This is a genomic window from Burkholderia sp. 572 (assembly GCF_040545135.1).
Classification (GTDB): Bacteria; Pseudomonadota; Gammaproteobacteria; order Burkholderiales; family Burkholderiaceae; genus Burkholderia; species Burkholderia cepacia.
This window is the reverse complement of record NZ_JBEPLH010000001.1, coordinates 447,656-473,072: the sequence shown is the minus strand read 5'-3', so window position 1 is coordinate 473,072 and position 25,417 is coordinate 447,656. Positions and strand designations below refer to the sequence as shown.

The following is a 25,417-nucleotide window of genomic DNA, read 5'->3' as shown; positions in this document are numbered from 1 at the left end:
GAATCGACCGTCCATACGCAAAAATTTCTCATTCTTTCGAGGTTTCACGCACCATCATGACCACCCCACTCGATGCGTTCGATCGCAAGCTGCTGATGGAAATCCAGCGCGACGCGCAGACGCCGCAGAGCGAACTCGGCGCGCGCGTCAACCTGTCGACCGCGGCCGTGAACCGGCGCCTGAAACGTCTCGCGGACGACGGCGTGATCGAGCGCTACACCGCCGTCGTCGCACCGGACAAGGTCGATCATCCGCTGACGATCGTCGTCAACGTCGAGGTCGAAAGCGAGCAGATCGACCAGCTCGACGCGATGAAACGTGCGTTCGAGCGCTGCCCGCAGATCCAGCAGTGCTACTACGTGACGGGGGAATGGGATTTCGTGCTGATCGTCGCGGTACGCAACATGGATCAGTACAACGCGCTCACGCGCGAGCTGTTCTTCGCGAACAACAACGTGAAGCGGTTCAAGACGCTGGTGAGCATGAGCCGCGTGAAGGTCGGGCTCGAGGTGCCGGTCGATCCGGGCGAATGAGTGAGTGAACGAGTGAGCGATTGCACACATGAAGCGGCCGGCACGCGATCGCGCGCGCACCGGCCGTTTCCCATCGACGGCTACGTCAGCGGCAACTGAAGCTCGCCGCCGAATTCACGTCGCCTGAACCGTTGTAGCGCGCCACCTGCGGATACGGGCACAGCGGGCGCGTACGACCCGCGCCCCATGACGCCGGCACATCCGCACTCGGCACCGCGTTCGTCGCGTCGCGCGCGGCGGCCACCACCGTAGCGGGCGCCTGCCCCTGCTCGACCCACGCGACGAGCGGCGTCAGCAGGTCGAACTGGTCGGCCGCCGGCCCGCCCGAACAGTGGTTCATCCCCGGCACCGGATAAAGGCGCGCGAAATCCGACGCATCGCCGCCGTTCGCCTGTGCGAGCCGCGCATACCAGTCACGCGTGTCGTCGAACGAGAACACCGGGTCGCCCGTGCCGTGATAGACGAGCAGCTTCGCGCCGCGCGCCTTCAGCGCGGACAGGTTCGTCTCGTCGGGCGGCGTCATGAACGTCCACGCGGATTGCGTGTACGCACCGTTCGTCGCGAAGATCGCCGGTGCGTCGTTGTCCATGTCGAAGCCGAGCGCGAAACCGGGCAGGTTCGCGAGCGTCGCGGCGCTTTTCGGCGGCGTCGTGAACGTGAACGCCATCGCGGCCGGATCGAGCGTGATCGAATTCGACTGCTTCCACGCGGCCCAGCCGCCACCGGCAATGCCCGGGTCGTACGGAAAGCCCGCGTAGAGCGCCGTGCCCGCGCTGTTGCGTGCGCCCGCGAACACGTTCTCGAGCGCGGTCTTCTGTGCGGGCGTCAGGCAGGCGCCCGTGCGCGTGCCGTTCGCGCAAGTGGGGACGTCCGACTCGACGCTGAAGTGCGCCTGGCACGCGGCGACGTCCTGCACCATCCCGTCGGCCGTGCCGTCCAGCGCATCGCATTTCTCGAGGATCTTCGCGCCGACGAACTGCCGCTCCGCATCGGTGAAGCCGCTGCGGATGTCCGGCAGCCCGTTCGTCCCGGTCGCCGAGGCGATCTTCGCGAACTGTTGCGCGCCGTACATCTCGCCGATCGCCGCCTTCGGCAGATGAAAACCCGGATCGCCCGCGATGATGCCGTCGTAGTCGGCCGGGTTGCGCACGGCGGTAACCATCGCGTGACGGCCGCCGTTCGAGCAGCCGCCGAAATAGCTGCGGTCGGGCGCCTTGCCGTATGCGAGCCGGATCACCTGCTTCGCCATCGGCGTGAGCGCGTCGACCGCGCCGTAGCCGTAGTCGATGCGCGCCTGCGGATCGAGGCCGAACAGCGGATTCTGCGCGGCACTGTGCCCGGAATCCGAACTGATCACGGCGAACCCCATGTTCAGCGCATCGTTCAACGGCCCGCCGCCGCCGATCTCGCCGGTCGCGGTCACGACATTGCCGTCGAGCCCGCCGTTCGCCTGGTAGAAGAAGCGGCCGTTCCACGCCTTCGGCAAGCGCATCTCGAAGCCGATTGCGTAGGTCTTGCCGTCCACCGCGCTCACGCGCTCGTTCATCTTCCCTTCGATCACACAGTGCTCGGCGACCGGCTTGCCGGCCACCTTCAGCGCGCCCGCGGCCGCGGTCGTCACCGACGTGAACGACGTGTTCGCATACGCGAGCTTCGCGGCGAGCGCGTCACAGGTCTGCGCCATCGCGGCCGGCGTCGCGGCGCTCATATGTGTCGGCGTGGCGTTGACCGAATCGTCGCCGCCGCACCCGGCGAGCATCGCCGCCGCGGACAGCGGCGCAATGCAAAGGAATGCAGATTTTCTGTTCAAGATATCCCTCGTTCGTCAGGCTGCCGAATCAGAACATGTGCCGCACGCCGACCATCGCGCCGAGCTGCCCCATCCCTTCGCCGGGCGTCGTGCCGGGCCCGCCGCCGCTGACCGCGTAGCGTGCATGCGCGCTGTTCCACAGATACGACGACTGCGCGTAGACGGCCGTGCGCTTGGTCAGCAGATAGGTCGCGCGCAGCGTGGCCATCGTCGCGCGCGTGTCGTGCGCGCTGTTGACGATCCGGTAGCCTTCGCCGTCGACGACGAAATCCGGCTTGACCGCATACGACGCGCCGACGAAGAACAGGTCGGAATGCGCGCCCGGCGCGGCCGGCGAACCGGTCGACACGCGCCGCCCGATCCAGCCCGCGCCGATCCGCGCGCCGGCCGCCTGCGCATACGCGCTCACGTGCGTGCGCGCGTCCTTGCCGCCGCTGCTCGTGAAAGGAACGGGCGCCACGCCATCGAAGAAGTTGGCGGCCGCGCCGGTGCCGCCGCGCTGCTCCTCGTACGACGCCGCCGCGCCGAAATACGCGCTGTCGTACTTGAGCATCACCGACCAGTTGCGGCACTGCGTGGCGTCGCCCGGCACCTGGCCCGCGCACGTGCCCTGCCCCGGCGAGTTGCCGGTGCCCGCGCCGTCCCGGCCGAACGAGTACGCGGCGCCGAGCGTCACGCCGCGATACGTGCCGACGTAGGTCACCGCGTTGTCGGAGCGGCCGTTCGGCACGTACGCGTCGAACGAGCCGAGGCCGTAGATGTCGGGGCCGATGATGTCCGCGCCCTGCAGCGCGAGATAGGTCATCGTGTACTGGCGGCCGAACGCGAGCGTGCCGAAGCCGCCCTTCAGCCCGACGAACGCCTGCCGCCCGAACAGCCGGCCGCCCTGCCCGAGATCGCCGCCGCGCACGTTGAAGCCGCTTTCGAGCGTGAACACCGCCTGGTAGCCGCCGCCGAGATCCTCGGTGCCGCGCAGGCCCCAGCGCGACGGCAGCTCGCCCGTCACGCCCGGCATGCGTACCACGTGGTCGCCGGCCGCGTTCGCGTGCGACACGAACTCGACGCCCGTGTCGATGATCCCGTACAGCGTCACGCTCGACTGTGCATGCGCGCCGGTCGCGGCCAGCGCGCATGCGCCGGCCGCCAGCAAGGCTTTGGTGTGCTTCATGGTGTTCGTCTCCAGACCTGTGTCGTAATCGCGCTCTACCGGCGCTCGTGGTTGAAATGGGAAGAAATCAGTCGTGCGCCTGCGGGCGCCGGATCAGCATCAGCGCAGCGACGGCGGCGACGAGCGTGACGGGAATGCTCGCGCCGATCACGACCGACGCGCTGCGGCCCATGGCGAGCAGTTCGGCGGCGGCGAGCGGCCCGACCACCGAGCCGAGGCGGCCGACGGCAACGGCGGAGCCGACGCCGGTGCCGCGCATCGCGGTCGGGTAATAGATCGCGGCCAGCGCATACAGCACCGACTGGCCGCCGACGACGAACATCCCGGCCGCGAACGCGGCGGCGGACAGCCACAGGAGTCCGGGCGCGATCGCCAGCGCGGCAAGCGAGAGCACGATCCCCGCGTACATGCCGCCGACCACGCGCGACGGACGCAAGCGGTCCATCGACATGCCGATGCCGAGCACGCCGAGGCCGCTGCCGATGTTGAAGAAGATCTGCACGATCCCGGCCTGGCTGCGCGCGAGCCCCTTCGCGGCCATCAGCGACGGCAGCCAGTTCAGCAGGAAATACAGCACGATCAGCGTGCAGAAGTAGCTGAGCCACAACGCCAGTGTCGTGCCGGTGCGCGAGCCGCCGAACAGCGTCTGTCCGACGCTGGGACGCGCCGCGCCCGATGCGCTGACGTCGAGGAACGCACGCGATTCGGGCAGCAGTGCGAGCAGCAGCGGCGCGAGCAGCAGCGGGCCGACGCCCCCGACATAGAAAATGTGCCGCCATTCGGTGTCGCCTGCGAGCAGCACGCCGATCAGCGACGCGATCACGCCGCCGAACGGAATCCCGCAGTACATCACGGCCACCGCGCTGCTGCGCGAGCGTGCGTCGACCGCTTCCGACGACAAGGCAATGAGGTTCGGCATCGCGCCGCCGAGGCCGAGGCCGGTCAGCGCACGAACGGCGACCAGCATCGCGAAGCTCGACACCTGCGCGGTCGCGATCGACAGCAGCCCGAACAGGCAGACCGACGCGATCAGCACGTGCTTGCGGCCGACCCGGTCGGCCAGCCAGCCGCCGAGCATCGCGCCCGGCAGCAGGCCGAACGTGCCCGCGCTGAAAGCGAGCCCCATCTGTGAAACCGAGAGCCCGAATTCGTGGGCCATGCGCGGTGCCGCGACGCCGACCGACTGCAGGTCGAGCCCCTCGAGCAATGCGATCGCGAAACACAGGCCGAGCGTCGTCGCGACGGCCGGCCTTGCGGCAACGGAAGTGTCCATGTCGTCTCCTAACCGTGACTCGCGCGGCATACGCCGAACGCATGCGCGGTGTCCTTGCTTTATCGTGATCGGGTCTCGTCTATTTATCAGGTAACCTGATTAAGAACCCGAAAGAAAATCCCGTCGAGGGACGGGATGATTTAATAACAGGTAACCTGATATTTCAAGTGTCGCGAGCGCGGTGTTAACCCGCAACCCGTTCGCGACCCGCGCCATGCCGCGGCATGGCCCGGAACGGCCGGAGAAACCGGAACGAAAGACGCGGCGGCGTGCTCAGTCGCGCAGGTTGCGCACGAACAGCTCGAGCGTGCGGTGAACCTGCGCGACGTCGTCGGCGCTCACGTCGTCGCCGAGCATCCGGCGTTCGAGCGGCCGCAGCACCTGCTCGCATTCGCGCAGGATTGCCGAGCCCTCGTCGGTCAGGCGCAGCAGGATCACGCGGCCATGGCTGGGATCGGCCTCGCGCGTCACGAAACCGCGAGCGGCCATCGCAACCATCACTTCGTTCGCGGATTGCGGCGTGATGAACGAACGCACCGCGAGTTGCGCATTGGACAGCGCGCCGCGCGCCTCGAGCACCGACAGCGCCGTGTACTGCGCGAGCGTCACACCGAGCGGCGCGAGCGCATCGCTCATCTGGCGGCGCAGCAGCCGGTCGAGATTGCCGATCAGGTAGGTAAGCCGCTGCTGCGAACGCATGCGCGGCCTGGCTTCGCTGGCGCGGGCCGTGCGTTTCGTGCCGGCCGGTTTGACGGGTGTCGAACTCATGAACGTGTCGGAAGGAGGATCGCGGGCCATCTTACCTCACGCGGTCCGTATATCAGGTCGTAATCAGCCCGTATATCGGCCCGTAATCGGCCCGCACGGCGGCTCGTGCCGGCCGGCGAGCCGCCCCGGGCCGTCCACACCCGGCTCGGACGAACCTTATGCCGCGGCAACCGGCAACGCCGCGCGGCAGCCCGCGTCCACCAGCGCGAGCCGGTGTGCGAATGCCGCGAGCGGATAGTCGAAGAAGTAGGTGCCGACCGCGCGCTTGCCCGCACGGAACGAATCGTCTCCCGGCGCATCGCCGACGATGCGCAGCGTGCGCGCCCACGCGAACGCGAGCAGCAGCCAGCCGACCAGCGCGAGATAGTCGTCCGCGACCCGGTAGGGCAGATCCGGATCATGCTCGCTCGCGCGGATCACGCCGGCCGTCACGCGCTCGAGGTCCGCGCACAGCGTGGCGACGCGCGCCCCGGCGTCCCTCGCCCGCTCGTCCGCTGCCGCCTGGACGCTCTGCGCGGCTTCCGCGCGAACCAGCTCGAGCAGCGCATGCAGCGCCTCGCCGCGATCCCCCAGCACCTTGCGCACCAGCAGATCGATCGCCTGGATCTCGTTGGTCCCTTCGTACAGCATCGACACGCGGCAATCGCGCACCGTCTGTTCGATCCCGTATTCGTGAACGTAGCCGTAGCCGCCGAATACCTGCAGCGCGTTCGACGCGGCCGCGAAGCCGTTCGCGGTGAAGAACGCCTTGGCGACCGGCGTGAGCAACGATGCCAGCCGCGACGCCGCGAGCCGTGCCGGCGGCTGCGGATCGTGCGCGGCGACGTCGAGCCAGTGCGCGATCCAGTAGCCGATCGCGCGCTCGCCTTCGACGATCGCCTGCGCATCGAGCAGGATGCGGCGGATCGCGGCGTGTTGCGCGATCGGCGCCGCCCTGCCCTGCACGCGCTCACGCGCATAGGCCGACGCGGCCTGCCATGCGCTCTGCGCATGCCCGACACCCTGCATGGCGACCTGCAGGCGCGCCGCGTTCATCATCACGAACATCGATGCGAGCCCGCGATGCGGCTCGCCGACGAGCCAGCCCGCGGCCGCGTCGAAACGCATCGTGCAGGTCGGGCTCGCCTTCAGCCCCATCTTCTTCTCGATGCCGTCGCACCAGACGCCGTTGCGCACGCGGCCGCCCGGCGCGTCGAGCCACTTCGGCACGACGAACAGCGACAGCCCCTTCGTTCCCGCCGGCGCATCGGGCAGCCGCGCGAGCACGAGATGCACGATGTTGTCGGTCAGGTCGTGCTCGCCGCCGGTGATGAACAGCTTGCTGCCGCTGATCCGGTAGCCGTCGGCGGCCGGGTCCGGCACTGCCTGCGTGCGCAGCAGGCCGAGATCGCTGCCCGCCTGCGGCTCGGTGATGCACATCGTCGTCAGCCACTCGCCGCTCGCGATCTTCGGCAGCACGTCGCGCTTCAGGCGCTCGCCGCCGTGCGCGCGCAGGCACGCCACCGCGCCGTGCGTGAGCCCCGGCGACATCAGCCACGCATGGTTCGCCCCCGCGAGCATCTCCTGCAGCGCGACGTCGAGCAGATGCGGCAGCCCCTGGCCGCCGCAATCGGCGTCGAGCGCCAGCGTCGGCCAGCCGGCGTCGACGTAGTCGCGATACGCATCGCGAAAGCCCGCCGGCATCGTCACGCCGGTACCGTCGAACCGGCAGCCCTCGAGATCGCCGGTCGAATCGAGCGGCGCGATGCGTTCGACCACGAAGCGGGCGGCTTCGTCGAGCACCTGCCCGGCGGTCGACAGGTCGAGCTCCGCCCAGTCGGGCACGCGGCGCCACAGCGCCGGCGCATCGAGCCATTCGCCGATCACGAACAGCATGTCGCGCAACGGCGCGCAATACGCGTTGCTCATCGCGCGCGCCTCATGCCCGGCGCGCCGCGCCGGCGACGATCACGCCGGCGTCGGCCGCGCCCGGTTCGTACATCGCGTCGACCACCGCCGCACGGTGCATGAGCACTGCACGCTGGTTGATCGAGCCCTTGTCGGTGACTTCGCCGAGATCGAGCGAAGGCGGCGTATCGAGCACGCACAGCCGCGTGACGAACGTCGCGCTGCCGGTCGCATCGCGGTTCAGGCGCTCGAGCAGGTCCGCGAAGAACGCCCGCACCGCGGGCGCCCGCAGGACGGTGCGCACGTCGGCATCCGGTGCCGCGCCGGCCAGGCGACGGCAATCGTCGACGCGCGGGAAGATCATCACGCCGACGTCGTCGCGGTTCATCCCCGTGACGACCGCGTCCTGCACGTACGGCGCGCCGTTCGACACGATCCGCGCGCGCATGGGCCCGACGCTCACGAAGGTGCCTGACGACAGCTTGAAATCCTCCGCGATGCGCCCGTCGAACATCAGGCCGATCTCCGGCCGCGCGGGATCGACGAAACGCACCGCATCGCCGCTGCGGTAGTAGCCCTCCTCGTCGAATACCTCGCGCGCGTCGTCGCCGCTCGCGCGCCAATAACCGGCCATCACGTTCGGCCCGCGAAAGCGCGCCTCGAGCTTGCCGTCGACCGGCACCAGCTTCGCGTCGCAGCCGGGCGCGGGCAGGCCGATGTAGCCGGCTCCCGACATCGGCCCGGTGGTGAACATGCACGATGGCGCGGCCTCGGTCATCCCGAGGCCCGCCATGATCCGGATGCGCTCGCCGCAGTGCGCGAGCGTCACGCGCTCGAGCCGGTCCCACGCGGCCTGCGACAGTCCGGCGCCCGCGAAGAAATACATCTTCACGCGCGAGAAGAAGGTTTCGCGCAGCGCGGCATCCGTTTCGAGCGCCGCGGTCAGCTCTTCCCAGCCCTTCGGCACGTTGAAATACACGGTGGGCGCGATCTCGCGCAGGTTGCGCAGCGTCTCGCCGAACTTGCCGGCGACCGGCTTGCCGTCGTCGATGTACAGCGTGCCGCCGTTGTACAGCGCGATGCCGACGTTATGGCTGCCGCCGAACGTGTGATTCCACGGCAGCCAGTCGACCAGCACCGGCGGCTCCAGACCGAACTGCGGAAACGTCTCGAGCAGCATCTGCTGGTTGCTGCACAGCATCCGGTGCGTGGTCGGCACCGCCTTGGGCAGCCGTGTCGACCCAGACGTGAACAGGAATTTCGCGATCGTGTCGCCGGTGATCGCATCGTGCGCGGCATCGACGCTGCCCGGTGTCGTGTCGAGCAGCGACGAGAAACGCGTGACGCCATCCATCCCGTCGGGTGCCGACACGACCACGCGCTCGACATCAGGCGGCACCGACGCGTCGAGCGCGGCACGAAACGCCGCGCCGTCCGACGCGAAGACCAGCCCCGGCGTGAGCACGGCGAGCGCGTGGCGCAGCTTGCCGTAATCGCTCGACACGAGCGAATACGCGGGCGACAGCGGCGCATGCGGAATGCCGGCCCACATCGCGCCGAACGCGAGTTGCAGATGTTCGAGGTCGTTGCCCGACAGGATCGCGACGGGCCGCTCGGCCGACAGCCCGCGATCGAGCAGCGCCTGGCCGATCGCGCGGGCGCGCTCGAGCATCTGCGCATACGTGATGCCGATCCACGTACCGTCGGGCCCGCGCCGCGCGACCAGCCAGCGGTCCGGATGCGCGCGCGCGCCGCTCGCGAGCCGGTCGGTCAGCCGATGTGGGTACGCGCCGAGCGGGGTCGTCGCGCGCAAGGTCCAGCAGCCGTCGCGTTGCACGATCTCCGGCGGTGCCGTGCCGATCGCCACGGGGCGATAGCCGGCGGGAACGCGCTGTGCGGCAGCCGCGTCGCGCAGTTGGGTCGGATCCGCATCCAAGTTCTGTCTCCGGTCGGTTCCGCCCCGCGCGCGTGCGCGCGCCGGGCGGGGACTTCATTGTGTCGTTGTCTCAACTGGGGCGCCGCGGCGCCCGGGACTGCTCAGATCGGGTAGTGACGCGGCGTGGTCTGGACCGTGATCCAGCGCAGGTCGGTAAACTCGGCGATCGACGCCTTGCTGCCGAACCGGCCGTAGCCGCTTGCCTTCACGCCGCCGAACGGCATCTGCGCCTCGTCGTGCACCGTCGGCCCGTTGATGTGGCAGATGCCCGATTCGATCTGCTTCGCGACCTGCATCGCGCGCGCGATATCGCGGCTGAACACCGCCGCCGACAGCCCGTACTCGCTGTCGTTCGCGGCCGCGAGCGCGGCGGCGTCGCCGTCGACGCGCTGCACGGTCACCACCGGCCCGAACGATTCGTCCGCATACAGCTGCATGTCGCGCGTGACACCGTCGACGATCGTCGGCTGCATCACCGCGCCGTCGACTTCACAGCCGAGCGGCAGCGCGGCGCCGTGCGCGCGCGCGTCGTCCACCATCGCCGCGATCCGCTGCGCGGCGGCCGCGCTTTCGAGCGTGCCCAGCACGACGCCCGGCGCGGCCGGGTTGCCGGCCTTCAGCGTGCGGGCCTTCGCGACGAGCCGTTCGACGAACGCATCGGCGACCTTGCGATCGACGATCACGCGCTCGGTCGACATGCAGATCTGCCCCTGGTTGAAGAACGCGCCGAATGCGACCGCCTCGACCGCCGCGTCGAGATCGGCGTCGTCGAGCACGAGCACCGGCGCCTTGCCGCCGAGTTCAAGCAGCGCCGGCTTCAGGTGCTGCGCGGCGAGCGTCGCGACGATGCGGCCGACGCGTGTCGAACCGGTGAAGTTCACGCGGCGCACCGCCGGGTTCGCGATCAGCCGCTCGACGATCGCCGGCGCGTCCTGCGGCGCATGCGTGATCACGTTGACCACGCCGTCGCCGAGCCCTGCGTCGTGCAGCACGCTGCCGATCAGCCGGTGCACGCCCGGACAACCCTCGGACGCCTTCAGCACCACCGTGTTGCCGCATGCGAGCGGCATCGCGAGCGCACGGGTCGCGAGAATCACCGGCGCATTCCACGGCGCGATCCCGAGCACGACACCGCACGGCTGGCGCACGGCCATCGCGAGGCTGCCGGGCACGTCCGACGGGATCACCGCGCCGTCGATCTGCGTGGTCATCGCGGCCGCCTCGCGCAGCATGTTCGCCGCGAGCATCACGTTGAAGCCGTACCAGTTCGCCATCGCGCCGGTTTCCGCGCGGCCGGTTTCGATGAATTCGCCCGCGCGCGCGTCCATCCGGTCGGCCGCCGCGAGCAGCCGCCGACGGCGCTCGGTCGGCGCGAGCGCGGCCCACGCGGGGAATGCGCGCGCCGCTGCCGCGACCGCGGCGTCCGCGTCGGCAAGCGTCGCCGCGGCGGCGCGCGACGCCACCCGTCCCGTCGCCGGATCGATCCGGTCGAAGGTCCCGCCGTCCGACGCGCCGCGCGACACGCCGTCGATCAACAAACTCACTTCGTGCATTTCCGTGTCTCCACTCGGATCCGGTTGCGTGCGGCGGCGCGCGTCAGCGCTTGTACGCCTGCAGGCCCGGCTTGATGCTCTTGTCGTCGAGGAACTGCTTGAGGCCCTGCTCGCGCCCGCCTTCCGGATCGCGGTAGTTCGCCTGGTCGAGCTTCGCGTACAGGTAGTCCTCGTTCTGCTCCCAGGTCAGCTCGCGGCAACGCTTGAAGCCGTGCTTCGCGTTACGGATCACGACCGGGTTCTTGTCGAGCAGCTTCGCGGCCAGCGCGCGCACCTCGTCGCGCAGCTGCGCGCGCGGCACGCTCTTGTTGACGAGCCCCATTTGCGCGGCCTGCGGGCCGGTGAAGGTGTCGCCGGTCATGATGTAGTAGAGCGCCTGGCGATGGCCCACGGTGTCGGCCATCGCCTTGCTGACGAGGTTGCCCGGCGGGATGCCCCAGTTGATTTCCGACAGGCCGAACACCGCTTCGTCGGCCGCGATCGCGAGGTCGCACGCGACGAGCGGCGAGAAGCCGCCGCCGAAGCACCAGCCGTTGACCATCGCGATCGTCGGCTTCGCATACATGCGCAGCAATTGCCACTGCCAGCGGCTCGCGTCGCGGCGAATCTTTTCCTGCAGGATTTCCGGGCCCGCGTCGACTTCGCGGAAATATTCCTTCAGGTCCATCCCGGCCGTCCAGGCGTCGCCCTCGCCGGTCAGCACGAGCACCTGCGCCTCGGCATCGAGTTCGATCGCCTCCAGCACGTCGATCATCTCCGCGTTCAGCGTCGGGCTCATTGCGTTGCGCTTGTCCGGACGGTTCAGCGTCACCCATGCGATTCCGCCCTCGACCTCGACCTTCACCGTTTTCCAGCGCCCTTCGTAACCCATTTTCGTTCTCCAATGACGATGCCGCCCTGTGCGACTCGCGACCAATTTACTATCAGGTAACCTGATATGTAAAGTAGAATGGAAGCGGCTCCGGACAAACCCCTAAACGGGCCCGGACAGCCGATTTCGCGCCGTGCCGGCCGACGCATCACGACATGAGGAGACACGCTTGGACATCGAGAACCTGATCGCCATCGACACGCACGTGCACGCCGAAGTGTCGTGCTGCCAGCCGCCGGACCTGTTCGCGAAGGCATTCGACGACGCGGCCGACAAGTACTTCGGCACCGTGCTGAAGCAGGGCCGTCGGCCGACCATTCCGGAGACGATCGCGCATTACCGCGAGCGCCGGATCGGCTTCGTGATGTTCACCGTCGACTGCGAGACGAACATCGGCCGGCGACGCATTCCGAACGAGGAAATCGCGCAATTCGCGCAGGACAACGCCGACGTGATGATCGCGTTCGCGAGCATCGACCCGCACAAGGGCCGCTTCGGCGCGCGCGAGGCGCGCCGCCTGATCGACGAGCACGGCGTGAAGGGCTTCAAGTTCCATCCGACGATGCAGGGATGCTTCCCGAACGACAGGCTCGCCTATCCGATCTACGAGGTGATCGCGGAATACGGGTTGCCGGCCGTCTTCCACAGCGGGCATTCGGGGATGGGATCGGGGATGCGCGGCGGCGGCGGGCTGCGTCTGAAGTATTCCGAACCGATTCACCTCGACGACGTCGCGGCCGACTTCCCGGACATGAAGATCGTGATCGCGCACCCTTCATGGCCGTGGCAGGAGCAGGCGCTGTCGATCGCGCTGCACAAGCCGAACGTCTACATCGACCTGTCGGGATGGTCGCCGAAGTACTTCTCGCCCGAGCTCGTGAAATACGCGAACACGCTGCTCAGGCACAAGGTGCTGTTCGCGTCCGATTTTCCGCTGATCCGGCCGGACCGCTGGCTCGAGGATTTTCAGGGCGCCGGGTTCCGGCCCGACGTGCATTCGCTGATTCTGAAAGACAACGCGGTCGCGTTGCTGGGGCTGCAGGCCGCGCGGCAGTCGTGACCCGTCCGGCCATGACGGCGCAGGCAGCGCGCCGCCGCACGCACCGGCGCGCTCAGTTCGCGGGTTTGCCCGCGAAGCGCGCGGTCGGCAGCCCCGCGTAGCGCGTGCGGGCGACGAACACGCCGCCGGCGTCGGCATCGCTCGCCAGCGCGTCGTCGCTCAGCCCGACGCGCGCGCTCGTCACGTACAACCGGCCTTCGCCGTCGAGCGCCACGCAGCTCGGCTGCGCGGTCGGCACTTCGACGCGCTCCGTTTCAACGCCGTCAGGCCCGTAGCGCACCACCCGCCGGCCGCCCCACTGCGCATTCCACAGGCCGCCGTCGCGATCGACCGTCGAGCCGTCCGGATCGCCGTCCGCATCGGTCAGCCGCGCGAACGGCCGCACATTCGCGACATCGCCGCCCGCGCGGTAATCGCACACGAAAATCTCGCGCACCAGCGAATCGCAGAAATACATCTTCGACCCATCCGGCGAGAACGCGATGCTGTTCGCGATCGCGGCCGGCGGCAACGCGAGCCGCTCGAGCGTGAGATCCGGATTGAGCCGATGGAACCCGCCGACCGCTTGCGGCGGTTCGCTGCCTTCGTCCTTCATCCCGAACACGAATGCGCCGGCCCCATCGCAACGCCCGTCGTTCAGCCGCGTCGGCAGATCGGGTTCGACGTCGACGATCCGCGTGAACGCACCGCTGCGCAGATCGAAGAACGCGAGATGCGTCGCGAGCCCGACGAGCAGCACGTCCGGATCATGCGTCAGCGCGAAGCATGCGAGCCGTTCCGGCATCGGCCACCGCGCGAGGCCCGAGCCGTCCGCGCGGCAGCGCCACAGCCGCGCCCCTTCGATGTCCGTCCAGTACAGCGCGTGCGCCGCGTCGCACCACGTCGCGCCTTCGCCGAGCGTGTTGCGGCTGTCCACGAGCAGCGCCGCCGCGCCCGGATGAATCTGTTGCATGCCGTCTCCCGATGTCTGTCGCCTTCGCAGGCGGCCGCGCGTTCGTCAGGGTCAGATCTTCATCGCGCGCCGCTGGTTGCGACGATACTGGTCGAACAGCACCGCGAGCAACAGAATTCCGCCGCGTATCAGATATTGGTAAAACGTCGGCACGTTCAAGAGGCTCATCGCGTCCTGCACGGAACCCATGATCAGCACGCCGACCAGCACGCCGGAGATCGTCGCGACGCCGCCCGTCAGCGACACGCCGCCGAGCACGCACGCGGAGATCACGCCGAGCTCGAGGCCGACCGACGTCTTCGGATCGCCGAGGCTCATCCGCGATGCGAGCATCACGCCGGCGAAGCCGGTCACGAGCCCCTGCAGCACGAACACGGTGATCTTGATGCGCATCACCGGCAGCCCCGCGAGCAGCGCCGCCTCGCCGTTGCCGCCGACGGCCAGCACGTTCTTGCCGAATACCGTCCGGCGCAGCAGGAAGCCGAACACGACGAAGCCGACGATGTTGCTCCAGATCGGATACGAGATGCCGAGGAACGACCCGCCGCCGAGATCGAAGAAGCGTTCCTCGGAGATCATCACCGCGTCGCCGTTCGACGTGATGAACGCGAGCCCGCGCACGACTTCCATCATCGCGAGCGTGACGATCAGCGAGTTGATCCGCCAGCGCGCGATCAGCACGCCGTTGACGAGCCCGACCGCGCCGCCCGCGAGCACGCCGCCGGCGATGCCGAGCACGACGCTGTGCGTCGCGGTGATCAGCGTCGACGCGACGACGCCCGAGAACGCGACGATCGACGCGACCGACAGGTCGACCTCGCCGAGCGCGAGCACGAACATCATCGTCACCGCGATCGAGCCGATCAGCGTGACCGACAGCAGCAGGCCCTGGATGTTGCGCGGCGTGAGGAAGTCCGGCACCGTCAGCGACAGCGTCGCGAACAGCACGAGAAACACCATCACGATGCCGGAGCGGTTGATCAGTTGCCACACGCCGCCGCGCGCTCGCGCGGGCGTGGCCGCGGCATCGGGGGACGGGGAAGTGCGTTGGGGTTGCATTGCCTGGCTCATATCAGTTGCTTTCCGGTTGACTGCAGGCCGCTAGCGCGGCAGCGCGAGCTTGATCAGCGCGTCGGGCGTCGCCTGCGCCTTCGCGACCTCGCCCGCGATCCGTCCTTCCTTCATCACGATGATCCGGTCCGACACGCCGATCACCTCGGCGAGGTCGCTCGACACGAGGATCACCGTGCGGCCCGCTTCCGCGAGTTCGTAGAACAGGTTGTAGATTTCCGCGCGCGCGCCGACGTCGATGCCGCGCGTCGGCTCGTCCATCAGGAACACGTCGATGCGCTCGGCCAGCCAGCGCGCGAGCACGACCTTCTGCTGGTTGCCGCCCGACAGCGCGCCGATCGGCGTGTCGCCGTCGCGGGTCTTGATCGCGAGCCGCTCGATATAGCGCTGCGCGAGTTCACGCTCGCGCCGCCCGTCGAGCAGCACGCGCGCCGGGCTGAAATGCCGGCGCGCGCTGATGTTCAGGTTGTCGGCCACCGACGCGATCGCGACGATGCCTTCCTGCTTGCGGTCTTCCGGGCACAGCGCGAGGCCCGCGCGCACCGCGTCGCGCGGGCTCCCGAACGCGGCCCGCCGCCCGTTCAGCTCGACGTGCCCCGCGCTCGGGCGCGCGGCGCCGTACAGCAGCTTCATCAGCTCCGAGCGGCCCGCGCCGACCAGCCCGAAGAAGCCGACGATCTCGCCGCGCCGCGCGGTGAACGACACGGGCTCGGCGAGCCCGGGCCCCGCCAGCCCCTTCGCCTCGATCAGCACGTCGCCGGGCGCGCGCGGCCGGTAGCCGTACACGTCCTCGATCGAGCGGCCGACCATGCAGCCGATCAGCCGGTCGCGATCGAGATCGGCCACGGATTCGAACGTCTCGATGCGACGGCCGTCGCGGAACACGGTCACGCGGTCGCACAGTTCATACACTTCCTCCATCCGGTGCGTGACGTAGATGATCGCGCGGCCTTCCGCGCGCAGTGCACGGATGATCCGGAACAGTTGCGCGGTCTCGCGCGCGGACAGCGAGCTCGTCGGTTCGTCGAACGCGATCACGCGCGCGTCGCGCATCAGCGCCTTGCCGATCTCGATCATCTGGCGCTGGCCGATCGACAGATACTTCACCGGAATGCCCGGATCGATGTGCTCGCCGAGCCGCTCCAGCGCATCGAGCGCACGCACGGCAAGCGCGCGTTCGTCGACCACGCCGAGCCGGCTCGGCAGCTGCCCGAGCATCAGGTTTTCCGCGACCGTCAGCTCGGGCACGAGATGCAGTTCCTGGTAGATGATCGCGATGCCGGCCTCCAGCGCCGCGCGCGTCGACGCGAACTGCTGCACCGCGCCGTTCAGCGTCAGCGTGCCGGCCTGCGGCTGGTTCACGCCGGACAGCACCTTCAGCAGCGTCGACTTCCCCGCGCCGTTCTCGCCCATCAGCCCGTGCACTTCGCCCGCGCGCACCGACAGCGACACGGCGTCGAGCGCGCGCACGCCCGGGAACGTCACCGTGATGCCGTCGAGCGCGAGCAGCGCCGCGTCCGGCCTCGCCACGCCGGCTGCGCCGGCGGCCGTGCTGCCGGCGGATTCGGTCGTCATCGTCTGCGTCGTCATCGCTTGCTCGCCCCGCACGCTCAGATGCCGAGTTCGGCGCGCACGGCCTGCCAGTTCGCGCGCGTCATCAGCTTGCCGCTCGTCTGCGTGTCGGCCGGCGGCGTCTTGCCGTTGCGAATCCAGTCGACGAGGTTCTGCGTGCTGTCCTTGCCGTGGTTCGTCGAGCTGACGGCGATCGTCCCGTAGAAGCCGGTCGGCTCCTTCTTCTGGAATTCGGCGAACGCCTCGCCGGCACCGTTGATGCCGACGCCGATCACGTCGGCGGCCGGAATATGCAGCTGTTCGGTCGCGCGCACCGCGCCGAGCACGGTTTCCTCGTTCAGCGCGTAGACCACCCACTTCTTGATGTTCGGATGCCGCGCGAGCACCGGCGCGGCCGCGCTGAAGCCGCCTTCGTCGTCGGTCGTCTTCTGCGGTGCATCGAAGATGTTCTCCTGGCGGAAGCCGTTCGCGAGCAGCGCCTGCGTCGCGCCGTCGGTGCGCAGCTTCGCGGTCGGCAGCTCGTAGTTCGTGATCCGCAGCGCGCCGACTTCCTCGGGCTTCCAGCCGCGTCGCTTCATCTCGTCGGAAATCGCCTGGCCGACCTGGTTGCCGATCTTGGTCGCCGACATCCCGAGGTGCGGCACGTTCGACAGCGGCTTGCCGGTCGAATCGACGAGCTGGTCGTCGACGGTCACGAACTTCATGTTGTAGCGCTTCGCACGCGCGGCGATCGCCGGCCCGAGGCGCACGTCGGGCGCGCAGATCACGAAGCCCTGCGCGCCTTGCGAACCGAGGTTGTCGATCGCGGCCAGCACCTTCTCGCCGTCGGGCGTGCCGATCTTCACGACCGAGAAATTCTCCTTCTGGCCGAGCGCGGACGCCGCGTTCTGCTCGTTGATGAACCATGCCTGCTCGGGCATCTTCACCAGGAAGCCGATCTTCAGCGGCGCGTCGGCGTGCGCGGCGCCCTGCATGCCGAGCGGCGCGATGCACAGCGCGGCGAGCAGCGCGCGCAGGGTGTGTCGGCGAATGGTTTGGGTCGTGCGGTTCATGCGGTGTCTCCTTGATGTCGGCTTGTGCCGTAATGATTCGTCGTGCGCGATCGCGCCGCGGCGCGCCCGCGTAGTCAGCGTCCGAACGCGTCGGTCTGCACGCGCCGGCCGAACAGGAACGCATCGGCGACGAGCCGCAGCGGCCGCACGTCGACGTCGCTTTCACCCCGCGCGATCAGCGCATGGAAGTGCGCATACAGCGCCGGATACTCGCGTTCGGGCCCGATCTCGACCGGCTCGCCCGCGATCGACAGTTGCGCGCCGCCGCGGCTGATCGCGAGCACGCCGTCGGCCGTGTCGACCGCGATTTCCCATTGCTCGACCGGGCCGTGCCGCCAGTCGAATTCCGCGCGCACGGGCACGCCATCGGTATCCGTGCAATCGAGTTCGGCGGCGATCGGCGTCTGCACGTCGCTCGGCACGATGAGCGTCGCCTCGCGCAGCACGAGCTCGCGCGGCAGGATCCGCGTGACGATCGACAGCGCGTTGATGCCCGGATCGAACACGCCGAGGCCGCCCGGTTCCCAGATCCATTGCTGCCCCGGGTGCCAGCGCCGCACGTCCTCCTTCCAGCGCACCTGCACCGCGCGGATCGTGCGGGTCGCGAGCCACGCGCGCGCGGGCTCCACCGCGCTCGCGCAGCGCGAATGCCACGTGGCGAACAACGTGAGCCCGCGCTCGCGCGCGAGCGCGTCCAGCACGGCCACTTCGCCGAGCGTCGCGCCCGGCGGCTTCTCGAGCATCACGTGCTTGCCGGCCTCGAGCGCGGCGCGCGCCTGCGCGTAGCGCACCTGCGGCGGCGCGCACAGCGACACGGCGTCGAGCTCGCGCTCGGTGGCCAGCAGCGCGCGCAGGTCGCGATAGTTGCGCACGCCGGCGACTTCCGCATGGCGGCTCGCGCATGCGGTCAGCTTGAAGCCCGGTTCGGCGTCGATCGCCGGCAGATGCTGGTCGCGCGCGATCTTGCCGACGCCGACGATACCCAGCGAAACCTGATCACTCATCGTGCATGCCTCCTTGGCGAATCGTTCGGTGGTCGTTCAGTGCGCCCAGCGCAGCACAAGCGGATCGAGCCGGCGCGCGATCGCGAGCAGTTCCGCGCGCGTGTCCGGATGCAGTTCCGGCATCGGATGCCGTGGCCGCTCGCTCGCGATCACGCCGCCTTCGCGCATCAGCGCTTTCGCGGTGAGGATCCCGGACTGGCGGTTCTCGTGATTGATCAGCGGCAGCCACGCCTGATAGCGCTCGAAAGCGTCGTCGTGGCGCCCTTCGCGCCAGGCTTCGAGAATCGGCCGGATGCCGTCCGGAAACCCGCCGCCCGTCATCGCGCCGGTCGCGCCGGCATGGAGGTCGGCGAGCAGCGTGATCGCCTCCTCGCCGTCCCACGGCCCCTCGATCGCGTCGCCGCCGAGCCGGATCAGTTCGCGCAGCTTGTTCGCCGCCCCGGGCGTCTCGATCTTGAAGTACGCGACCTGCTCAATCTCGCGCGCCATCCGTGCGAGGAACGGCGCGGACAGCGGCGTGCCGCTCGCGGGCGCATCCTGGATCATGATCGGGATGTCGATCGCGTCCGAAACGCGTGCATAGAAGTCGAAGATCTGCGCTTCCGGCACGCGGAACGTCGCGCCGTGATAAGGCGGCATCGCCATCACCATCGCCGCGCCGAGCTGCTGCGCGCGCAGGCTGCGCGCCGCGCACACCTGCGTGCCGTAGTGCGACGTCGTGACGATCACCGGCACGCGGCCCGCGACGTGTTCGAGGATCGTGCGCGTGAGCACGTCGCGTTCGTCGTCGGTGATCGCGAACTGCTCGGAGAAATTCGCGAGGAGGCACAGCCCGTCGGAACCCGCGTCGATCATGAAATCGACCGCGCGTTTCTGGCTCGCGAGGTCGAGCTCGCCGGTGTCGGTGAAGGTCGTCGGGACGACGGGGAAGATGCCGCGATAGCGCGGCGTGCTGCTCGATGTCATGGTTCGCGTCCTGCTTCGGCGTCGGTGGCGACCGCCGTCATGCGTTCACGGTTTCACGAAGCGGGCCCGGGCGGGCCCGCAACCGGCTGCGGCGCGCGTTTGTGGCACTTCTCGCGCCGCCTGCCGCTCAGTGCGAATGGCTCGGCACGTCCGCGCCGCGCGTACCGACCAGGAAGTCGAGGTCGCACCCCTCGTCGGCCTGCAGCACGTGATCGATGTACAGCCGTGCGTAGCCGCCCTTGCCGAGCTGCCCGGCCACGCCCGGCGCCGCGGTCGGATCGACGTCCGACAGGCGGCGCTGCAGTTCGTCATCCGGAATGTCGAGATGCAGCGTGCCGGCCTCGCAGTCGAGCTCGATCCAGTCGCCGTTGCGCACGGCCGCGAGCGGCCCGCCGGCGGCGGCCTCCGGCGCCACGTGCAGCACGACCGTGCCGTACGCGGTGCCGCTCATCCGCGCGTCGGAAATCCGCACCATGTCCTTCACGCCCTGGCGCAGCAGCTTCGGCGGCAGGCCCATGTTGCCGACCTCGGCCATCCCCGGATAACCGCGCGGCCCGCAGTTCTTCAGCACGAGCACCGAGCTGGCGTCGACGTCGAGCGCCTCGTCGTTGATCGTCGCCTTGTAGTGGTCGAGGTTCTCGAACACGACCGCGCGGCCGCGATGCTTCAGCAGCTCGGGGCTCGCCGCCGACGGCTTCAGCACCGCGCCGCGCGGCGCGAGATTGCCGCGCAGGATGCAGATGCCGCCGTCCGCGATCAGCGGCCGGTCGAGCGGGCGGATCACTTCGTCGTCGTAGTTCGGCGCTTCGCGCACGTTGTCCCACAGCGACTTGCCGTTCACCGTCAGCGCGTCCGGGTGCGGCAGCAACCCGCCTTCGCCGAGCCGGCGCAGCACGGCCGGCAGCCCGCCCGCGTAATAGAACTCTTCCATCAGGAAGCGCCCCGACGGCATCAGGTCGACGATCGTCGGCGTGTCGCGGCCGATGCGCATCCAGTCCTCCAGTTCGAGCGGCACGCCGATGCGTCCGGCGATCGCCTTCAGGTGGATCACCGCATTCGTCGAGCCGCCGATCGCCGCATTCGCGCGGATCGCGTTCTCGAACGCCGCGCGCGTGAGGACCTTCGACAGCACCAGCCCTTCGAGCGCCATCTCGACGATGCGGATGCCGGACATGTGCGCGAGCACGTAGCGGCGCGAATCGACGGCCGGGATCGCCGCGTTGTGCGGTAGCGCGACGCCGAGCGCCTCGGCCATGCACGCCATCGTCGACGCGGTGCCCATCGTGTTGCAGGTGCCGGCCGAGCGCGACATCCCGGCTTCGGCCGACAGGAAGTGATGCAGGTCGATCTCGCCGGCCTTCAGTGATTCATGCAGCTGCCACACGGCCGTGCCGGAGCCGATGTTCCTGCCTTCGAGCTTGCCGTTCAGCATCGGCCCGCCCGACACGACGATCGCCGGCACGTCGCAGCTCGCCGCGCCCATCAGCAGCGCGGGCGTCGTCTTGTCGCAGCCGGCGAGCAGCACGACCGCGTCGATCGGGTTGCCGCGGATCGCTTCCTCGACGTCCATCGACGCAAGGTTGCGCGTGAGCATCGCCGACGGGCGCAGGTTCGATTCGCCGTTCGAGAACACCGGGAACTCGACCGGGAAGCCGCCCGCTTCGAAGATCCCGCGCTTCACGTGCTCGGCGAGCTTGCGGAAGTGCGCGTTGCATGGCGTCAGTTCGGACCACGTGTTGCAGATGCCGATGATCGGACGGCCATCGAACTCGTGATCGGGAATGCCCTGATTCTTCATCCAGCTCCGGTACATGAAGCCGTTCTTGTCGTTCGTGCCGAACCATTGGGCGGAGCGCAGCCTGGGTTTTGTTGCCGACATCGTCAGTCCTGTGGTGACGGGATACCGGCGCAGTCTAGGCAGAATTTTGATAACTGGCTAATGACGTTTTTGGTGATTACGATATCGATTCCGATATCGATATAAACCCGTACGATGCCCGAAGCCAGCCCGTGGGGAAACCGCGGCCGCCTGAAGACGCGCCAGCTTCTGCTGGTCGTCGCGCTTGCCGACGAAGGCAGCATTCACCGCGCGGCGGCCGCGCTGAACATGACGCAGCCGGCCGCGTCGAAGCTGCTGCGCGAACTCGAGGAATCGATCGGCGCGGTGCTGTTCGAACGCCTGCCGCGCGGGATGCGGCCGACGCTGTACGGCGACGCGCTGATCCGTCACGCGCGCGCGGCGCTCGGCAGCCTCGACCAGGCGCACGAGGAACTGGCCGCGCTGAAGGCCGGCCATCTCGGCCACGTGGCGGTGGGGGCGATCACGTCGCCGGGCTTGCGGCTCGTGCCGCCGGCGGTGGCCGCGGTGAAGGGCACGCATGCGGGCCTGCACGTATCGGTCGAGATCGACACCAGCAACGTGCTGCTCGAACATCTCGCGCAGGACAAGATCGACATCGTGGTCGGCCGGCTTTCCGCCGAACACGACAAGCTGCGGCTGCGCTACGAGCCGCTGACCGGCGAGTCGGTGGCGGCCGTCGTGCGGACCGGCCATCCGCTGCTCGCGCAGGCGCCGCTGGCGCTCGCGGACGTGCAGCGCGCCGCGTGGGTCGTGCCGCCGGCCGGCAGCGTGCTGCGCCATCGCTTCGAGCTCGTGTTCCAGCGCGCGAGCCTCGCGCCGCCGGCGAACCTCGTCGAGACGTCCGCGCTGCTGTTCATCACGCAACTGCTCGAACAGAGCGACATGATCGCGGTGCTGGCAGAGGACGTCGCGCGCTACTACGCGCGGCACGGGATCGTCACGGTGCTGCCGCTGGAGATGGATTGCCGGATGGACGATTTCGGAATCATCACGCGCACCGACCGGCTGCATTCGCCGGCCGTCGCGGTGATGGTGGATGCGATTCGGGTGGCGGCGCGGGGGGTTTATGGCGTCGTGCCGTGAGATAGCGGTAGGGTAGGGTTCCGCCGCCGGACGTGGAGAGCAAGGTCGCCGTTCGGGGCTTTCCGACAACAATACCCCGCTCTATACGGTCGAAGTCGTCAGCTCTCGAGCCTCGCCACCACCCTCTCCGACGACGGCGGGCCGGGTGCCGCATTGCGCTCGCTTCATTAGAACTGTGCCGTGACCTGAAAACCCACCGTCACGCGTGCCGTTTGGAATCCGGATGGTTTGTAGATCGGTGTGCCGGCAAACAGGTCGTAACCGTAGGCGCCCAATCGAGTCGCGACGCTACCCTTTACGCCGATCACGGCGCCTGCCAGTTGCGTGCCGACCAGCGCGACCGGCTGCGGGCCCCACACTCGACCGTAGTCGAGGCCCGCGTAGACCGCCATACCCGTCTGCCCGATCGGCGCCTGCAATTCGTTGCGCCAGTAGAAGCCGCGAGAAGCCGCCAGCATCGTCTCTCCGTCAAAGCCGCGTACCGTATAGCGGCTGCCGATCGTCAGGTCGTCGATGTAGTACAGCGTGTTGCCCGTGTACTGGCCGTGGAACGTCGTCACGTAACGTAACGGCTGCTGCGCGATCACAAACGGCACCGACAGGTTCGCGTCGAGCACCGCCATCTTGTAGCGGTACGTCGGACCGCCGTCGGCAGCCAAGCTGTCGTCCTGCGCGCCGAATGCGCCGATGCCCTGCCGGTACGCGAGCGTGCCGTCGAACTGCGCGTTGCCGAAGTAATGGCGATCGGTCAGGCCAAACTCGACGAACGTGTTGTTGCGGCGCTGCTGCGGGATCTCGGTGTCTTCGATGAAGCTTTGCCCGAAGCGGCGCGACAGCCGGAACTGCGCGCCGAACACGTCGTTCTGGCTGCGCGACAGCACGCGGTTCAGCTTGAGGTCGACCGTCTTCGAATTGCCGCTCGCGATGAACGTCTGGTTCACGCCGGCGATCTGCTGGTAGTACGTGCTTGTGTATGCGGAGAGCGTTGCGGTCCAGTAGCCCCACGGGATCGAATAAAAGCCGTTCCAGCCGTGCGAGCCGAGCCGCTTGTCGCCGAACTCGAGATCCTGGCTCACGCCGATGTTGAAGATGTCGTTCAGGCCGAGCGGATTGTCGATGCCGAGCGACAGGTTGCCCTGCAGGCGGCCGGTCGCCCGCGTGCCCGAGTTGTCGATCGAGGCGACGACGGTCCACGGCTTGCCGCGCTTCACGTCGAGCACGACGTCGCTCTCGCCGGGCACGTCGGCCGGGACAATCTGCATCGACACGTCCTGGCTCGACACGCGTTTCATCTGCTCGAGGCCCTGCTCGAGGTCGCGCAGGTTCAGCAGTTCGCCGTCGCCGGTCGGGAAGGCTGTTTTCCAGGTGCCGCGGAGCTTTTCGTCGGCGAAACGCACGTGACGGATTACGCCGGGGATCAGCGAAAACTTGAGGGTGCCGGTCGACAGATCCTGTTCGGGAAGCAGCACGCGCGTCGTGACGTATCCGCGCGCAAGGATCGCTTGCGACAGGCCCTTGACGAGCACGTCGAGCCCCTGTTTGCCAACGCACTGGCCGGTGTAGTGCTCGAGCCATTCACGCGCGAAGGCGAAGCGATCCATCGGCAACGTCGATGCGCCTTGCAACTTCAGGGAAGCGGGCAGCGCATCGGGAACGTCGAGGGCGAAACGGTCAATGCGAAAGCAGGGCGTTTCGGACGGCAGGGCTGGATACCCTGCGCTGGCCGTCAGGTTCGATCGCACTCCAGGCGCGGAGACGGTCCGCTCGCGCTCGCGCGCCTCTTCCTGTTGTCGGATTTGCTGGTCGTTACCCGAACTGATCAGGCGGGGAGCTTCTTGCGCCGACGCGGCCATTGGAATCAGCCATGCGGCCGACAGCAGCATGACCGGGGTACGGATTGTCATAGAAGTGGCGTTGTTCGATCGATTTTATGGTTTGGGTGCTAAATGTCCCGGAATCCAAACCCATTCGGTACCGCTCCATTTCCAGAAGCCCATGACCCAGATCGTGCTCGACCACGACGGCAACACGGGCTCCATTTCCGGCTTCGGTGGAGGACGCGGAGGTGCATCAGGTGGCACGGTCTCGCATGCAGCGAGAAGCGTCGACATGACAAACGCTAGGGCTACGGGCCATTTGCATTTCTTCATCGTTGCCTCAAAGCGAGTGCGATGTGCGCCGATCACGTCTTAAACCACCGGGAAACGCGGCCAATCAGTCCCTGCGGAGGCGGCACCCACCCCGGCTTCAGAAAGTCGTAGACGTCATCGTAGTGATCGAGTGGCTTGACGGGCATCAGCTCCATTGGCACCAGCGGATGGTCAATTTCAATTTGGATGCCACGTCGCCAGCAAATTTTTGTCTCAAGCGTCCCAAGGTATGAGATGAAGTTCTCCAAATCCGGCCAAACGCATTTGACGTTTGCGTGCCGCTTTTCGATCAACGCCCTTAACCCTGCGGCATCGCGAGCTAGAAGCAATGAGAAAAAATACTCACCATTTGAAATGGCCTGTCGATCAGCTTTGGTTCCCTTTTTTCTCACCTCCTCGATACACGCCTCCAACTCCTGATCCTTACCCATGATCGCGAGCTGGAATCTGTATTGAAACGCCGCCGCCGATTTTGGATCATTTCTTCCATTCAACAGCGCTGACGTTTCCATCCGTGCCACTGCCTCAATAACACTTTCATTATCAGACAAGATCGCACAGAGCATCTCAAGTCCTGTGGTGAAACTAGCACCTCCATCCAAATCGCAACTCGCTATGGAAAATTTTGACGATAGATAAAAATTTTGCTTGCTAGCAGCGATATTTCTATCGGAAAAATAATCAAAAACTGCCTGTGCTCGCGCACGACTTGCCAATGCATTGTAAACAATGCCAAGGCGAACTTTATTTCGTCGATATATCACATCATGAACAAGCTCGGGAATTCCATCTCTCTCATTTTTAACAAAATTCGCCAATTTATCCAATGCTGTTCGATTTGTCATGG

21 protein-coding genes are annotated in these 25,417 nt (G+C 67.8%); 3 read left to right on the top strand and 18 right to left on the bottom strand.

Translation table 11 applies throughout. The features are described 5' to 3' along the window. The first annotated feature begins 56 nt into the window (after positions 1-56). The gene (locus ABIC51_RS02145) at positions 57-533 is read left to right on the top strand and encodes an Lrp/AsnC family transcriptional regulator (RefSeq protein WP_027790255.1); all 477 of its coding nucleotides are present in this window, start codon (positions 57-59) and stop codon (positions 531-533) included. A gap of 85 nt (positions 534-618) precedes the next feature. Here ABIC51_RS02145 and ABIC51_RS02140 read toward each other — a convergent pair whose 3' ends face one another. The 8 genes from ABIC51_RS02140 to ABIC51_RS02105 all read right to left on the bottom strand — a co-directional run bounded on the left by ABIC51_RS02140 (position 619) and on the right by ABIC51_RS02105 (position 11,799). After that, complete coding sequence (locus tag ABIC51_RS02140) at positions 619-2,343, bottom strand: tannase/feruloyl esterase family alpha/beta hydrolase (RefSeq protein ID WP_124918152.1); 1,725 nt, start codon at positions 2,341-2,343, stop codon at positions 619-621. Positions 2,344-2,371: 28 nt separating this feature from the next. Continuing rightward, a complete protein-coding gene (locus tag ABIC51_RS02135; RefSeq protein ID WP_027790253.1) occupies positions 2,372-3,511 on the bottom strand; it encodes a porin in 1,140 nt (379 codons plus the stop codon). Positions 3,512-3,578: 67 nt separating this feature from the next. After that, positions 3,579-4,784 carry a 3-(3-hydroxy-phenyl)propionate transporter MhpT gene (gene mhpT, locus ABIC51_RS02130; protein WP_059651509.1) on the bottom strand — a complete coding sequence of 402 codons (1,206 nt, stop codon included), beginning with the start codon at positions 4,782-4,784 and terminating at the stop codon, positions 3,579-3,581. 273 nt (positions 4,785-5,057) lie between these two features. Further along, on the bottom strand, positions 5,058-5,552 hold the full coding sequence (locus tag ABIC51_RS02125; protein ID WP_027790251.1) for a MarR family winged helix-turn-helix transcriptional regulator: 495 nt from the start codon (positions 5,550-5,552) through the stop codon (positions 5,058-5,060). A 156-nt stretch (positions 5,553-5,708) separates the two neighbouring features. After that, entirely contained in the window at positions 5,709-7,460 is a 1,752-nt protein-coding gene (locus ABIC51_RS02120) for an acyl-CoA dehydrogenase (protein WP_354006323.1), read from the bottom strand. A 10-nt stretch (positions 7,461-7,470) separates the two neighbouring features. Next, complete coding sequence (locus ABIC51_RS02115) at positions 7,471-9,375, bottom strand: feruloyl-CoA synthase (protein ID WP_226212275.1); 1,905 nt, start codon at positions 9,373-9,375, stop codon at positions 7,471-7,473. Between the two features lie 101 nt (positions 9,376-9,476). Then, the gene (locus ABIC51_RS02110; RefSeq protein ID WP_027790248.1) at positions 9,477-10,928 is read right to left on the bottom strand and encodes an aldehyde dehydrogenase; all 1,452 of its coding nucleotides are present in this window, start codon (positions 10,926-10,928) and stop codon (positions 9,477-9,479) included. Positions 10,929-10,971: 43 nt separating this feature from the next. Continuing rightward, positions 10,972-11,799: a p-hydroxycinnamoyl CoA hydratase/lyase gene (locus ABIC51_RS02105; protein WP_021163522.1), complete on the bottom strand. Its 828-nt coding sequence runs from the start codon at positions 11,797-11,799 to the stop codon at positions 10,972-10,974. A gap of 169 nt (positions 11,800-11,968) precedes the next feature. Between ABIC51_RS02105 and ABIC51_RS02100 the strand changes: the two genes are divergently transcribed. Further along, entirely contained in the window at positions 11,969-12,859 is an 891-nt protein-coding gene (locus tag ABIC51_RS02100) for an amidohydrolase family protein (RefSeq protein WP_226181693.1), read from the top strand. Between the two features lie 52 nt (positions 12,860-12,911). Here the strand turns inward: ABIC51_RS02100 and ABIC51_RS02095 are convergent, their stop codons facing one another. From ABIC51_RS02095 to ABIC51_RS02065, 7 genes are all read right to left on the bottom strand, one after another. Beyond that, on the bottom strand, positions 12,912-13,811 hold the full coding sequence (locus ABIC51_RS02095; RefSeq protein ID WP_354006322.1) for an SMP-30/gluconolactonase/LRE family protein: 900 nt from the start codon (positions 13,809-13,811) through the stop codon (positions 12,912-12,914). Between the two features lie 51 nt (positions 13,812-13,862). Then, on the bottom strand, positions 13,863-14,882 hold the full coding sequence (gene araH, locus ABIC51_RS02090; RefSeq protein ID WP_027790245.1) for an L-arabinose ABC transporter permease AraH: 1,020 nt from the start codon (positions 14,880-14,882) through the stop codon (positions 13,863-13,865). A 30-nt stretch (positions 14,883-14,912) separates the two neighbouring features. Then, entirely contained in the window at positions 14,913-16,472 is a 1,560-nt protein-coding gene (gene araG, locus ABIC51_RS02085) for an L-arabinose ABC transporter ATP-binding protein AraG (RefSeq protein ID WP_354006321.1), read from the bottom strand. Between the two features lie 20 nt (positions 16,473-16,492). Then, the gene (locus tag ABIC51_RS02080; protein ID WP_124918158.1) at positions 16,493-17,506 is read right to left on the bottom strand and encodes an arabinose ABC transporter substrate-binding protein; all 1,014 of its coding nucleotides are present in this window, start codon (positions 17,504-17,506) and stop codon (positions 16,493-16,495) included. Between the two features lie 74 nt (positions 17,507-17,580). Next, entirely contained in the window at positions 17,581-18,510 is a 930-nt protein-coding gene (locus ABIC51_RS02075; RefSeq protein WP_091920771.1) for a Gfo/Idh/MocA family protein, read from the bottom strand. Positions 18,511-18,546: 36 nt separating this feature from the next. Beyond that, the gene (locus ABIC51_RS02070) at positions 18,547-19,476 is read right to left on the bottom strand and encodes a dihydrodipicolinate synthase family protein (RefSeq protein WP_354006320.1); all 930 of its coding nucleotides are present in this window, start codon (positions 19,474-19,476) and stop codon (positions 18,547-18,549) included. Between the two features lie 127 nt (positions 19,477-19,603). After that, positions 19,604-21,355: an IlvD/Edd family dehydratase gene (locus tag ABIC51_RS02065; protein ID WP_027790240.1), complete on the bottom strand. Its 1,752-nt coding sequence runs from the start codon at positions 21,353-21,355 to the stop codon at positions 19,604-19,606. Positions 21,356-21,469: 114 nt separating this feature from the next. Between ABIC51_RS02065 and ABIC51_RS02060 the strand changes: the two genes are divergently transcribed. Then, positions 21,470-22,420: a LysR family transcriptional regulator gene (locus ABIC51_RS02060; RefSeq protein ID WP_027790239.1), complete on the top strand. Its 951-nt coding sequence runs from the start codon at positions 21,470-21,472 to the stop codon at positions 22,418-22,420. Between the two features lie 167 nt (positions 22,421-22,587). Here the strand turns inward: ABIC51_RS02060 and ABIC51_RS02055 are convergent, their stop codons facing one another. The 3 genes from ABIC51_RS02055 to bcpI all read right to left on the bottom strand — a co-directional run bounded on the left by ABIC51_RS02055 (position 22,588) and on the right by bcpI (position 25,415). Further along, a complete protein-coding gene (locus ABIC51_RS02055; protein WP_370448785.1) occupies positions 22,588-24,273 on the bottom strand; it encodes a ShlB/FhaC/HecB family hemolysin secretion/activation protein in 1,686 nt (561 codons plus the stop codon). 75 nt (positions 24,274-24,348) lie between these two features. Beyond that, on the bottom strand, positions 24,349-24,531 hold the full coding sequence (bcpO, locus tag ABIC51_RS02050; RefSeq protein WP_226159916.1) for a CDI system lipoprotein BcpO: 183 nt from the start codon (positions 24,529-24,531) through the stop codon (positions 24,349-24,351). 71 nt (positions 24,532-24,602) lie between these two features. Then, positions 24,603-25,415 carry a contact-dependent inhibition immunity protein BcpI gene (gene bcpI, locus ABIC51_RS02045; RefSeq protein WP_175898486.1) on the bottom strand — a complete coding sequence of 271 codons (813 nt, stop codon included), beginning with the start codon at positions 25,413-25,415 and terminating at the stop codon, positions 24,603-24,605. Between the last annotated feature and the right edge of the window lie 2 nt (positions 25,416-25,417).